Annotated in this window: 10 protein-coding genes; all 10 read left to right on the top strand. The window is 55.3% G+C overall.

Annotated elements, in window-relative coordinates:
- Nucleotides 1-84: 84 nt before the first annotated feature.
- The 10 genes from L2W58_RS05150 (at nucleotide 85) to L2W58_RS05105 (ending at nucleotide 13,507) form a co-directional block, all read left to right on the top strand.
- Nucleotides 85-1,635: an AbgT family transporter gene (locus L2W58_RS05150; protein ID WP_236102100.1), complete on the top strand. Its 1,551-nt coding sequence runs from the start codon at nucleotides 85-87 to the stop codon at nucleotides 1,633-1,635.
- Between the two features lie 110 nt (nucleotides 1,636-1,745).
- Nucleotides 1,746-2,723 (top strand): GTP 3',8-cyclase MoaA, encoded by a 978-nt coding sequence (moaA, locus tag L2W58_RS05145; RefSeq protein ID WP_236102098.1) that lies wholly within the window; start codon nucleotides 1,746-1,748, stop codon nucleotides 2,721-2,723.
- Nucleotides 2,724-2,729: 6 nt separating this feature from the next.
- Nucleotides 2,730-3,716 (top strand): bifunctional molybdenum cofactor biosynthesis protein MoaC/MoaB, encoded by a 987-nt coding sequence (gene moaCB / locus L2W58_RS05140; RefSeq protein ID WP_236102096.1) that lies wholly within the window; start codon nucleotides 2,730-2,732, stop codon nucleotides 3,714-3,716.
- Between the two features lie 146 nt (nucleotides 3,717-3,862).
- Nucleotides 3,863-4,669, top strand: coding sequence for an FAD binding domain-containing protein (locus L2W58_RS05135; protein WP_236102094.1), 807 nt, complete (start codon nucleotides 3,863-3,865; stop codon nucleotides 4,667-4,669).
- A 9-nt stretch (nucleotides 4,670-4,678) separates the two neighbouring features.
- A complete protein-coding gene (locus L2W58_RS05130) occupies nucleotides 4,679-5,146 on the top strand; it encodes a (2Fe-2S)-binding protein (protein WP_236102227.1) in 468 nt (155 codons plus the stop codon).
- The gene (locus L2W58_RS05125; protein WP_236102092.1) at nucleotides 5,139-7,487 is read left to right on the top strand and encodes a xanthine dehydrogenase family protein molybdopterin-binding subunit; all 2,349 of its coding nucleotides are present in this window, start codon (nucleotides 5,139-5,141) and stop codon (nucleotides 7,485-7,487) included. Before L2W58_RS05130 ends, L2W58_RS05125 begins: the two co-directional genes overlap by 8 nt.
- A gap of 81 nt (nucleotides 7,488-7,568) precedes the next feature.
- On the top strand, nucleotides 7,569-8,894 hold the full coding sequence (locus L2W58_RS05120; RefSeq protein WP_236102090.1) for an amidohydrolase family protein: 1,326 nt from the start codon (nucleotides 7,569-7,571) through the stop codon (nucleotides 8,892-8,894).
- Between the two features lie 31 nt (nucleotides 8,895-8,925).
- Nucleotides 8,926-9,834 (top strand): dihydroorotate dehydrogenase, encoded by a 909-nt coding sequence (locus tag L2W58_RS05115; RefSeq protein WP_236102088.1) that lies wholly within the window; start codon nucleotides 8,926-8,928, stop codon nucleotides 9,832-9,834.
- A complete protein-coding gene (locus tag L2W58_RS05110; RefSeq protein WP_236102087.1) occupies nucleotides 9,831-12,143 on the top strand; it encodes a xanthine dehydrogenase family protein molybdopterin-binding subunit in 2,313 nt (770 codons plus the stop codon). Before L2W58_RS05115 ends, L2W58_RS05110 begins: the two co-directional genes overlap by 4 nt.
- Entirely contained in the window at nucleotides 12,140-13,507 is a 1,368-nt protein-coding gene (locus L2W58_RS05105) for an FAD binding domain-containing protein (RefSeq protein ID WP_236102086.1), read from the top strand. The genes L2W58_RS05110 and L2W58_RS05105 overlap by 4 nt, the downstream gene beginning before the upstream one ends.
- The last annotated feature ends 11 nt before the right edge of the window (nucleotides 13,508-13,518 follow it).

The raw sequence follows: 13,518 nt of genomic DNA, 5'->3' as shown, positions 1-13,518 counted from the left end.
GGATTTTTTCTATCTGTAGCTGATGTATGTCGGGGGTGGCTCGACTCGTTCAAGCTTTTTTAGTGTTATTTATGGAGGGCTTTTATGTCTAGGGAAACGACCAAAAAAGATGGTTTTTTCGTAAAGGTCATTAAGGGTATCGAGGTAGCGGGAAACAAACTGCCCCATCCTTTCTGGCTGTTCATGGGCCTTTGGGCTATAGTCCTGGCTCTTTCCGCGATTTTCGAGGGTGTCTCTGTCCAGAAACCGGGGACGGAGGATACCGTGGCCATAATGAACCTGCTGTCACACAAGGGGTTTGATTGGTCCGTGAAGAACATGGTCAAGAATTTCGCAGGATTCCCACCTCTCGGGTTGGTCTTGGTCATGATGATCGGTCTAGGGGTTACCACGAAATCCGGATTCCTGGAGAATCTCATGAAGAATATCGCCAAGGTGCCGGAAAAATTCCTCATCTTCGCGGTTTTTCTCTTCGGAATTTGCGGTAACCTGGCCTCCGATGCGGCCATAGTAATAGTCCCCCCCCTTACGGGAGCTCTTTTCTTCTCCATGAGGAAGAACCCTATATTCGGTCTGGTCGTCGGTTACGGTGCTGTGTGTGCCGGTTTCACCGCCAACCTGTTCATAGCCGGTACAGATCTGTTGCTGGCGGGGATCTCCACTACCGCCTATCAGATAGTCAAGCCCGGTGCGGAAGTCTATCCCACCGCCAACTACTTCTTCATGGTGGTGTCCACCTTCGTGATATCCGGTTTGGCTTCCATCTTCGTCAGCAAGTTCATGATGCCCTCTTTCGGTCAGTGGGACGAGAAATTCGAACACTGCCAGGCGGCGGAGGAGATGCAGCACGGCGGCGGAGGATTCGAGGTGTCCGAGCAGGAAAACAAGGCCTTCCGGGCCGCCATGATATTTACCGCCGTCTATTGGATCGGTCTCATCTCTTATGCCATGGTGCCTGGCAGCATCCTCAGAGATCCGGTTAAGGACGTTCTGATTCCTTCGCCTTTCATAAAGGGCCTGGTGCCTATTCTGCTCCTCTATTTCATCCTGGTCGGGGTCATCTACGGCAAGAAGGCCGGAACGATAAAGACGGCAAAGGAGTTGGTCAGTTCTATGGTAGAGGGCGTGGGAGGTATGGCCAGTTATATAGTCATAATCCTGCCCATCGCCAACTTCATAGCGGCTTTCTCCAAGTCGAATATGGCTATCGTGATGGCGGTAAAACTGGCTGAGGGGCTTAAGAACGCCGGTTTTACCGGATTCAGCCTTCTGGTGATGATAATTCTGTTCTCCACTTTCGTGAACCTCTTCATAACCAGTGGTTCTACCAAGTGGGCTTTCATGGCTCCCGTCATAGTTCCGATGCTCTACTATCTCGGTTATTCTCCTCAGCTTGCGCAGCTTCTGTATCGTATCGGTGACTCCTGCACCAACTCGATAACCCCCATGATGCCCTATTTCCCCATACTCCTGGGTTTTGCCGCCAAGTACGATAAAGATGCCGGTATAGGGACGATCGTATCCAGAGGGATTCCTCTGTCGATATTCTTTGCCGTTGCCTGGATAGCTCTCTTGGCAGTGTGGTACTTCCTTAATCTGCCTCTCGGACCTGGAGCAGGTATCTTCGTAGGTTGATCTACAGCGGTTTTTAGCGGTAAGGACGAGCCCCCTCCGTTTGTTGGAGGGGGCTCGTCGTGCTAAAGTGGTTTGGAATAATCATAATAGACCGCTAAGGAGCTGAGCCGATGGGACGAGGTATAGAGTCCAGTTTCGGAAGATTTCTGAACTACGTCAGGATCTCCGTGACCGATAGGTGTAATTTTCGTTGTCGATACTGTATGCCGTCCGGAGGAGTGCCGACCTTGAGCCACGAGGAGATAATGAGCTATGAGGATATCCTCTTTCTGGCTAAGGCCCTGTCTTCCATGGGGGTGAGACGGTTGAGGTTTACCGGAGGGGAGCCTTTCGTAAGAAAGGACTTCGTCCCCTTTTTGGAGAGACTGAGGTCGGAGCTACCCGAATTGGCGGTGGCTGTGACGACCAACGGCTCCTTGGTGAAGCTCTGGGCCAAGAGATTGGGAGATCTTGATCTGGACGGTATAAGCGTCAGTCTCGATAGCCTGAACCCCGAACGTTTCAGGGATATAACCAGGCTCGGAGATCTGGGATCTGTGATAGAGGGTATCGATGCCCTGGTCGATAGCTCGAATGCGGTGAAATTGAATACGGTTATCGTGAAGGGTTTTAACGACGACGAATTGCCGGATTTGCTCGGTTTCGCCAGAGAAAGAGGGGCCCTTTTGAGACTGATAGAGTTTATGCCTCTCGATTCCGACGTATGGTTTGAGAACGCATTCGTCTCCGTGGACGACATGATCGATGGGCTTCCCGACAGGGAGCTCTGGATCCCGGAAAGGTCTTCCGAGAGCGGCATTTCCGGGCCTTCCGTGTATTACAGAAATCGAACTACGGGGCAGAGATTGGGGCTCATAGCCGCCGTGTCCCATCATTTCTGCGATCGTTGCAACAGGCTCAGGATAACCTCCGACGGAGAGGTTCGACCTTGTCTTTTCGACGTTAGAGGCCGCAGCGTCATGTCCGCTCTCAGGAACAGATGCGGTGAGGCTCTCGTGGAGACTATAGCGGCCGCTGCCCTCGATAAACCCGAATGTTGGACTCAGGTCGCTCGTGGCGAAAGCCGTATGTCCAGGATAGGAGGTTGATGTCAGATGTCGAAGTTTACCCACATCGACGACGAGGGACACCCCAGGATGGTGGATGTAGGAGGAAAAAACAAGACAGACAGGACCGCCGAGGCGGAGGGATGGGTCCTGATGTCAGATAAGGTCCGCGATGCCGTGGCGGAGGGAGGGAACAGAAAGGGAGATGTCCTGCGCATCGCCGAGCTTGCGGGGATCTCTGCGATCAAAAAGACCTCCGACCTGATCCCGCTTTGCCATCCTCTCAGACTGGACCACGGTGCCGTCATCTGTCGCCTGGATCCAGACAAAGGGGTCCATATAACCTGCAAGGTCAAGGCCGGAGACGTGACTGGAGTGGAGATGGAGGCTTTGACCGGCGTCTCAGTAGCCGCGCTTACGGTCTACGATATGTGTAAAGCGGTCGATAAGGGCATGGAGATACAGGGGATCAGACTTCTGGAAAAATCAGGCGGTAAAAGCGGTAGGTGGATCAGGGACGGTTTAGATAGGACATGCGATCTATCGGAGATAACCGTGGCAGTCCTGACCGTGAGCGATAAGGGCAGCCGCGGGGAGAGAGAGGATCGATCCGGTCCGGCTCTATGCAGGGTTGTAGAGGAGCTCGGATACCATGTAAAAGATAGGGCTATAGTGCCGGATGAGAAGATTGTTATAGCGGACAGGATCGTGAAATGGGTGGACGAGGAAGACGTCCATATGGTCTTGATAACAGGTGGAACCGGCCTCTCCTCCAGGGACGTGACGCCGGAAGCGGTCATGTCCATAGCGGACAGGGAGGTACCGGGGCTGGGAGAGAGGATGAGGTCCTATTCTCTCAACTTCACCGATAGGGCGGTTTTATCCAGAGGGTTGGCCGTCACCAGAGGTAGATCTCTGATATTGGCCATGCCAGGAAGCGTAAGAGGAGCGACCCAATGTTTTCAAGCGGTGGAGTCCGTGATCGGTCATGGGTTGGAGACTTTAAGAGGACGGAGTGGGGATTGCGGTAATTGAACCGTTGTATATCGGAAATATTCGATCCAATCCATTGACTTTCCCTATGGTAGGCGCTGTCGGTTTTCTTGACACCGAGGTCGCCGAAATATACGATATTGACATTAAAAAGACAATGTCATGTCTTAGTCAGAGGAGGGGGCAACTTGAGTTCAAAATGGCTTTTTCCTTCCGAGATCGATGAGCTCGTCGGTTTATTGGAGAGAGATAATCCCCTGGTTCACGGAGGGGGGACTGGAATTCCTCGGGGTCGTGTCAGATCCTCCGAGGTCGTGGTCGATCTGGGCCGGATGGGATGGGACCGTTGCTACGAGGATGGGAAAGATATCCTTTTGGGGGCGACCTGTTCGTTTTCTCGGACGGTGGAGGAGCTGTCGAGAATTCGTCCCGGACATATCCTGGTGTCCGCCCTTAGTCAGGCGGCCTCTACGCCTTTGAGAAACAGGATTACCCTCGGTGGCAGCGTGGCTTTCTTCCCCCTGTGGTCCGATCTCATGGGGCCTCTCTTGGCTCTAGGAGCATCGGTGGATCTGGTCGGAACGGTATCGGGACGTTATCCGATAGATCATTTCGTGTCCAACAGGGGGCTTTTCAGGGGATCGGTGATTAGATCCATCGTTGTTCCCGATGTCCCTATGGACGGCTGGTATTACAGAGAGGTCCGCGTCGGTTTCGATTACCCAGGTTTCACGATGACCCTGTTGGCCCAAAGGGATGGAGAGGTCCTGGCCGATTTTCGAGGTGCTTGCGTGGGGACCAAGGAGCGTTTCAAGGTCTTTAACGATGTCTCCGAGAGTCTCAAAGGGATCCGTTACGGCGATGTGGACGTCAACGCCGTGGCCGAAAAGCTCGATCTGGATTTTCCGGATAAAAAATCCGGAAGCGGCGAGTATTTCGGTCAGGTCGCCAAGGTCTGGTTCGAGAGAGGCCTGGCGGAGCTCTTGGAAAGGTAGGTGGCTGTCTTGGAAGGACGTTTCGTGATAAACGGGATAGAGAAGGTCCTGTCGTTCGAGCCCGACGCTACTTTACTCCAGGCCCTTAGAGACGGCGGTTTTTCCGAGGTTAAGAGAGGTTGCGATACCGGTGAATGCGGCGCTTGCGCCGTCGTCCTTAACGGAGACCTCGTGACATCCTGCAAGGTTTACGCCGCCTCGGTGGTCGGTTCTGAAATACTTACGGCGAAGGGGTTGGGTACGGTACAGAACCCCCATCCTATACAACAGGCTTTCGTTGACGCCGGGGCGATTCAGTGCGGTTTCTGTACTCCTGGCATGGTTATGGCTACCTATGCGTTGTTGTCGAAGAACCCCGATCCCACCGACGAGGAGATCAGAAGGGCCTTGGACGGCAACAAGTGCCGTTGCACCGGCTACGTGAAGATATTCGACGCGGTCCGATTGGCGGCTGAAAGGATGAGAGATCATGGATAGAGATTTTTCCTCCGTAGGTCACGACGTAGAGAAGATCGACGGTCTGTCCCTGGCGACGGGGACGGGACGCTATACCGACGATTTTGACGCTCCCGGAACCCTTCACGTGGCGGTGCTGTACTCTCCCCATGCTCACGGGATCATAAAGGATATAGACGACTCGGAGGCTTGGAAGGTGCCGGGAGTGGTGGACGTCATGTCCTATAAAAACGCCTACGACGACATGCCTAAGGTAGTCCATACCACTGCCGGTCAGGGGTTTCCCGAACCCTCTCCCTACGATTCGTGGCTTTTCGACGACAAGGTCAGATTTGCCGGCGACAGGGTCGCCGCGGTTGCGGCGGAGACCCTGGACATAGCCCGGGAGGCGGTATCGAAAATAAAGGTGGAATACGAGCTGCAGAAGCCCCTCTTCGATCCGGAGAGAGCCATGGATCCAGGTGTCCCGGTGGTTCACGACAGGGACGAATATATGCCGATCCCCGTCCCGTACGATCCCTCCAAGAACCTGATGGCGGAGAAGATCTTCTCCATCGGAGACGTGGAGAAGGGTCTAGCGGAGGCCGACATCGTCCTGGATCAGGTCTATCACACCCATTACGCCCATCACTGCATGATGGAGCCCCATTCGGCCTTCGCCCTTTTCGACGAGACCGGAAGGATGATCGTCTACTCGTCCACCAGCGTGCCGTTTCACGTTCGTCGAATAGTCGCCCAGGTGCTGGATTACCCGCTTAGAAAGGTTCACGTCATAAAGCCCCGAGTGGGAGGAGCTTACGGCGGCAAACAGGAGGCCTTCATAGAGCCCTTAGCGGCCAAGTTCGCCCTTCGTACCGGTCGTCCGGTGAAGGCGATACTGTCGAGGGAAGAGGTCTTTACCTCGTCCAGGACGAGACACCCCATGAGGGTCCACGTCACGGCCGGGGTGATGAAGGACGGGACCATCACCGCTCTCAGGATGGACGACCTGATGACGGCTGGAGCCTACGGTCCCCACGGCCTTACAGTGCTTTGTAACGCGGCTTCCAAGGTACTTCCCCTTTTCAACAAGGTGGAGAACGTCGAGTTCATCGGTCGTACCGTATACACCAACCAGCCGGTAGGCGGGGCCTACAGAGGCTACGGTGTTACCCAGGCGACCTTCGGTTTTATGCAGTTCATCGACGACCTGACGAGAAGGCTCGACGTGGATATCCTGGAGTACGTCAAAAAATGGCATATCAAAGAAGGGGAGGGCTCTCCCGTTTTCGAGGCCATCGGAGAGGGCAAGGCAGGAGTGCCTCAGGTCATAACGTGCTGTAAACTCAGCGAGTGTATCGACCGAGGTGCCGAGGCCATAGGGTGGTCCGATAAAAGAGGCAGGCATATATCCAATAGCCCCGGAAAGGTCCGTGGGGTAGGTATGGCGGTCTCCATGCAGGGATCGGGAATTCCGCTCATAGACATGGGAAGCGCCTACATGAAGTTGAACGAGGACGGCTCCTGCAACCTCCTAATGGGGGCGTCCGATACCGGAACCGGCTCCGATACCGTGATGTGTCAGATCGCCGCGGAGGTGCTGGATATATCTACAGATATGATTGTCCCGTTGTCCTCCGATACGGACGTCACTCCCTTCGACGTAGGGGCATATGCGTCCTCCGGTACCTACGTATCCGGAGGAGCCGTAAGGGCCTGCGCAGAGGATTTTCTTAAGAACATAATGAAGGTCGCTTCCGTCATGTTGGAGGTTCCGGTCGAAAGACTGGATACCTCCGGGGGTAGGATATGGGATAGCGACAATCCCGACGTCTCCACCGACTTCGGATCTCTGTGCTGTTTTTCCCTCTACGGTGCCGGTGAAAATATGCAACAGATTCAGGGGTACGGATCCTACACGTCTCCGGTGTCACCCCCTCCATTCATCGCCCAGTTTGCCGAGGTGGAGGTGGATACCTTCACCGGAAGGGTAGAGGTGCTGCGTTTCGTAAGCGCTGTGGATTGCGGTAAGGCTCTCAATCCCAAGATGACCGAGGGACAGGTCGAGGGAGGAGTCCTCAACGGTATAGGTTACGCTTTGACCGAACAGTATCTCTTCGACGACAAGGGAAGAATGACCAACCCGGATTTCGGAAACTACAAGGTCTTCGGATCCCTGGATGTCCCGAAAATAGAGACCATTCTGGTGGATTCCTACGAGGAAACCGGTCCTTTCGGAGCTAAGTCCGTCTCGGAGGTCTGTATAAACGGACCGGCTCCGGCCATCGCTAACGCGATATACGACGCCGTAGGCGTGAGGATATTCGACCTTCCTCTTACTTCCGAGAAGGTCCTGGCCGCCTTGAAAGACGTGGATCGCTGAGGGCGAGGTTCCTTCGACGGGGGCGGTCTTCGACCGCCCCCGTCGAGTTGAGGTGTTTTCCTCGAAAGGGGGAATGTCGCAGTGGATCAAAATCGCTATATCATCTCTAACGGCGTCGTGGCCGACGGCAGAGGCGTCTTCTGTTACAACGGATCCGTTTTAGTCGATAGAGGCAGGATCGCCTCCATAGGTCCTCTCGACGATCTGGAGGTCGAGGATCTTCCGATCTTTGACGTGGGCGGTAGGTTGGTCCTGCCCGGTCTGGTGAACATGCACCATCATCTCTACTCCCATTTTGCCCCCGGTCTGGCTCCTCACGGTCCCTCGGAGGGGTTCGTCGAGGTTTTGGAGGACCTATGGTGGCCTCTTGACGCCTCCTTGGACGAGAGCTCGATCTATTGGTCCTCCCTATGTGGAGCCATGGACTCTGTTCGCCATGGAGTGACCACCTTTTTCGATCATCACGCTTCGATGAACCTGTCGGAGGGAGCGCTTGACGTGATAGACCGTGCCGTCGAAAAGGTCGGATCGAGGGCGGTCCTATGTCTGGAGATGTCCGATCGTCTCGGCAGGGAGCGGGTAAAGGAACAGTTCGAGGAGAACGTCCGCTTCTGGAGCGCCCACCGAAACGATACCGCCAGAAAGGGAATGCTTGGTATTCATGCCAACATGACGTTGTCGGACGAGTCTATGGCTTTTCTCGGACGGCAAAAGCCCGAGGAGATGTCCATCCACGTCCACTGTGGAGAGGGACGTCCCGACTACGATTTCTGCGTCGAGAAGGGATATCACGGACCGGTCCATCGACTGGACTCGTTTGGACTGATCTCCCCCGGGTCTCTGCTGGTCCACTGTATTCATCTCTCGGAAAGGGATTACCGCATATTGGAGGATATCTCTCCCGCTGTGGTGACCAACCCTGAGTCGAACGCTAACAACAGGGTGGGACGGATGGATAGAGGTCGTATAGGGCGTTTTCTCCTTGGAACCGACGGTATGTCGGGAGATATGGTGGCGTCTCTGCGCTCGGCTTTTCTGCTCGATCGTCAGGCCCCGAGGCTTTGGGAAGGCTTAAAAGACGCCTTCTTCGACGGAAGGTACGACTATGTTCGTCGTTTTTTCCCGGATCTCAGAGGCTTCGAGATAGGGTCAGCCGCGGATATCGCCGTTTTGGACTATGTTCCCCTTACCCCTGTATCAGAGGATAACCTCTTGGGACATCTCATATTCGGAGCCAGGGGCGGAAACTCTTTTATGACGGTGGTTGACGGAAAGATCCTCTGGCATGACGGAAATTTCACCGACAGCGATTTGAACGATGTCTCTTTGATATCGGAGGCCCGAAAGGCAGCTTTCAGCCTTCACGGCAGATTCGATGCCCTGGACTGGAACGGACATCTCAGGTGATTCGATAGGCTTATCGAAAGGGAGGGTAAATATGGCAGATTTGACCGTTAAATTAGGGAATTTAAAGTTCACAAATCCGGTGCTTCCCGCAGCGGGTCCCAACGTCATGAGGCTGGAGCAGATGTTGGAGGCAGTGGAGAGAGGGGCCGGAGGCATAGTGACAAAGACGGTGTCCAGAGAACCGGCCGTCTACCCTAAACCCTGCATCTCCAAAGGACCCTGCGATGGTCTTTTGAACTGCGAGACGTGGTCCGATCGACCCTGGCGGAGCTATATAGATGACTATGTCAAGGTCAAGGAGACCGGTGTTCCCCTGATATGCTCCATCGGCTACAGCCCCGAGGACGTTGCCGAACTTGGAAAGGCGCTGGCGGCGGAGGTCGGTCCCGACGTGGTGGAGTTCTCAACCCATTACGTCGGCAAGACCCTCGATCCACTGAAACGAGTGGCCGAGGCCCTTAGAGGGTCTGTATCCTGTCCGGTATGGATGAAGGTATCTCCCAGTACCCCGGATATCCCTGAGATGGCCAAGGTCATGTCCGATTATGTCGACGGATTCGTCGCGGTCAACTCGGTAGGTCCCGCTCTGGATTTCGATATCGATAACCCCAGGCCTCGGTTGGGAACGGAGGACGGCCACGGTTGGCTTTCCGGCCCGGCCATCACCGGCGTCGCACTTTATGCGGTCTATCAGATATCCCATTCTCAGGATAAACCGGTCGTGGGGGTGGGAGGCATCAGGACCGGAGAGGATGCGGTCAAGTTCATCATGGCCGGAGCTTCTTTGGTCGGAATATGTTCCGAAGCGATACGCAGAGGAACCGGCATATACGGAAAGATAGCCTCCGAGATATCCGATTGGATGGATCGAAAGGGATACGGTTCGTTGGACGATATTCGGGGTCTGTATGCTCCGGTCGAGGCGGGCGATTCGAGATGATCGAGGGTCTAGATATGGATGGACGCAGGGTGGTGGGTAAGCCCGAGCCGAGGAAGGACGGTTGGGATAAGGTAACCGGCAGGGCTCTTTTCGTGGACGATATACCTTTGGATGGATGTTGGTACGGCGGAGTTCTTAGATCGACCGTTGCCAGAGGGATTCTCAAGGGGGTCGATAGAGATCCCTCCTTCGACTGGTCCAAGGTTACGGTCGTCACCGCCGCGGATCTGCCCGGGGCTAATATGGTGGCTTCGGTGCGAGACGACTGTCCCATATTGGCGGAGAGTCGGGTTTCCTACGTTACTGAGCCCATAGCCTTGGTGGCCGCTCCGGATATAGTATTGCTCGAGAGGGCTCTGTCCTGCCTGAGACCGATCATAGAGCCGGATGGAGATCCCGTGATCGACGTGATGGAGGCATTGAAGGCCGAACGTATCGTATGGGGAGAGGACAACGTCATACAGCAGTTCGATATCCGTCGAGGAGACCTGTCCACCGGTTTCGACGAAGCGGACTTTATCTTCGAGGAAAACTACAGCACCCAGCATCAGGAACAGGCCTATCTGGAGCCACAAGGGGCTTTCGCCATACCCACTTCCGATGGAAGGGGAGTAGAGGTCACCATATCCTGTCAGTGCCCTTTTTACGTGCATAACTCTTTGTCCAAGGGGTTGCCCCTAGATCCGGAGAACATAGTTGTGAAGCAGTCCACTACGGGAGGAGCCTTCGGAGGAAAGGAGTTTTATCCGTCTCTGGTTGCCCTCCATGTGGCAGTTCTGGCATTGGCCTCGGGTAAAACGGTCAAGCTGGTATTCGATCGGGAGGAAGATCTGGCATCTACCTCCAAAAGGCACCCGTCGGTTACCAGAATTCACTCCGGCCATAAGAAAGACGGTACCTTAACCGCCATGGACGTGGACTTTATCCTGAACGGAGGGGCCACCACCACCTTGAGCGTGGTAGTGCTCCAGAGGGGGGTCCTCCACGCGACGGGGTGTTATCGGGTCCCGAACGTCAGGGTACTGGGAAGGGCGGTAGCCACCAATCTGCCCCCCAGCGGAGCCTACAGGGGTTTCGGTGTTCCCCAGTCGGTCTTCGCCGTGGAGCGTCACATGGATCTTGTCGCCTCCAGACTGGGAATCTCTCCCGTCGACATCCGTAGAGTGAACATGCTCGACGTGGGAGACATACTGCCCTGCGGGCAGGTGTTGGATCAGGTCGCAGCTAGAGAGGTCATGGACAGAGCTCTGAAGAGCTCGGACTACTTTGAAAAGGCTAAGAGATATTCGGAGGAAAATCGTTCCGGATCGAAGGTTCTTAAGGGGATAGGGGCGGCGGTCTTCCTTCACGGAGGTGCCTTCACCGGGTCGGGAGAGGACCACATAGACGGCGTCACCAAGGTCGTCTTCGTCCCCGGAAAGGTCCCGGAAGACGGGCGGGTCGAGATAAGGATAGGCAGCACCGAGATGGGCCAGGGAGCTGCCACGGTGTTGCCCCAGATAGTCGCTGAAGGCCTTATGCTGGATCTTGAGAAGGTGGATTACATGGCTCCCGATACCTCCGCCGTTTCGAACAGCGGGCCGACGGTAGCCTCTCGTACCACCGTCGTCGTAGGGGCCATATTGACCAGATCGGCCCAGGATATGATAGATAAGCTGAGGGATTTCATAGGGGAGAGAGAAAACTCGATCGTATCCTACGAGGACGGCTTATTCCGTTTCGACGGAGGAGCGATGTCCTTTATGGAGGCGGCCCATAGCTATTCCGAGGTCAAGGGCGAGCTCGTAGGATGGGGCAGATATCGTTCTACCGGAAGCCACTGGGACGACGATACGAATAGCGGCGACGCCTATCCCTCCTACTCCTGGGCTTGCGACGTGGTAGAGGTGGAGGTGGACAGAGACACCCTCGAGGTAGTCCCCACCAGGTCTTACGCCGCCGTCGAGATAGGGACGGTTATCAACCCGGTCCTGGCGGAGGGACAGTACGAAGGGGGGACCCTGCAGGCTCTCGGTTACGGCTGGCTGGAGGATATGAAGGTTAAAAGAGACCGCATAGATGCGGGGTCTCTGAGTAAATATCTTATACCGACCACGATGGACACGCCGTCCTTCCAAGTCGAGTTCTTAGAGGTGCCATACGAATACGGGCCCTATGGAGCCAAGGGGTTGGGCGAACTCCCTCACGACGGAGCCGCTCCTGCCTTGGCCCAGGCGATAGGGCATGCGTTAGGGATATTCCCCAAGGACATCCCGGTGACCCCGGAGAGGATCACCGCTATGTTGACCTCAAAGGAGGAACGGCGATGAGAATCGCTTTGTCTGTAAACGGAGAGAAACTAAACTTCGATGTAAGCCCTCTCGATCGTCTCCTGGATATACTTAGGACCTACAGGGGGCTGACCGGAACCAAGGAGGGGTGCGGAGAGGGGGAGTGCGGTGCCTGTGCTGTCATTTTGGACGGCCGACTGGTCAACTCCTGTATGATCCCTGCCATGGAGCTCCACGGCAGCAAGGTGCTGACGGTCGAGGGACTTGAAGGGGAGGGCGATCTCCTGCAAAGGGCATTCGTGGAGGAAGGGGCGGTACAGTGCGGCTTCTGTACTCCTGGGATGGTCATGGCCTCCAGAGCCCTGCTAGCCAGACGTCCCAATCCGACCAGGGAGGAGATCAAAGAGGGACTCGCTGGCAATCTATGTCGTTGCACCGGTTACGAGAAGATAATAAAGGCCGTGTCCAGGGCGGCCGATGAGGGATACGGCAAGATAGCTAAGGCCGATCTGGATTTTCAGGAAATGGAAAAACCCTCCGAGCCCGCCGGTCTTAGCGAGGACGAAATGGAGAAGGTGTTTCTTCCCTACGATCTCGATGAAGCCTGCCAGGCCTTAAGCCGCTTCGACGATGTTTACATGCTCGCCGGTACGACCGATTTCTACCCGGACCTTAAGAAAGGGAAACCCGTTCCGGGGCGATTGATGGATCTTACCCATATATGCGAGCTGAAGAAAATAGACGTATCGGAAGCCAATGTGATTGTCGGTAGCGGAGTTACCACCCAAAGGATAGCGGAAGATCCGGCTATAGCGAAGTTTTTTCCGGCCCTCAGGGAAGCCGCCGATAGCTCCGCGGCGATCGCCATAAAAAACAGGGCTACCTTGGGTGGAAACCTGATGACGGCGTCCCCTGCGGCCGATATGCCTCCGGTTCTCCTGATGCTGGGGGCGAAGGCGGTCCTTCGAAGTTCCTCCGGTCGAAGAGAGGTTCCGATGGATTCCCTTTTCAAGGGCTATAGAGAGACGGTACGTCGCCCCGACGAACTTCTGGAGTCGGTCATGATACCGATCCCCAAAACGGGAACATCTCAGGCGTTTTTCAAGAGAGGTTCGAGAAAATCTCTGACCATATCGAGGGTAAACGTGGCCTGCTCCGCTCGACTGGAGGACGGAGTGGTGAGGGATATGAAGGTAGTCGCTGGGACGATGTCGATCCTCCCTAGTCCTTTGGTACAGGTTTCCGAGATGGTCGAGGGGAAGCCGATAACGGCATCCCTGGTGGAAGCCGTTCGAGAAGCTGCCAGAGACGGAGTTCATCCGAGAACCTCGGAGGGGTACAGAAAAAACATCACCGGAAATATGGTAGCTCGTTTTCTGAGCGAGCTTGGTCAGGGATTTTGAGGAGGGACGAC

The sequence above is a fragment of the Dethiosulfovibrio faecalis genome (genome assembly GCF_021568795.1).
GTDB lineage: Bacteria > Synergistota > Synergistia > Synergistales > Dethiosulfovibrionaceae > Dethiosulfovibrio > Dethiosulfovibrio faecalis.
This window is presented reverse-complemented; position numbering and strand designations above follow the sequence as displayed.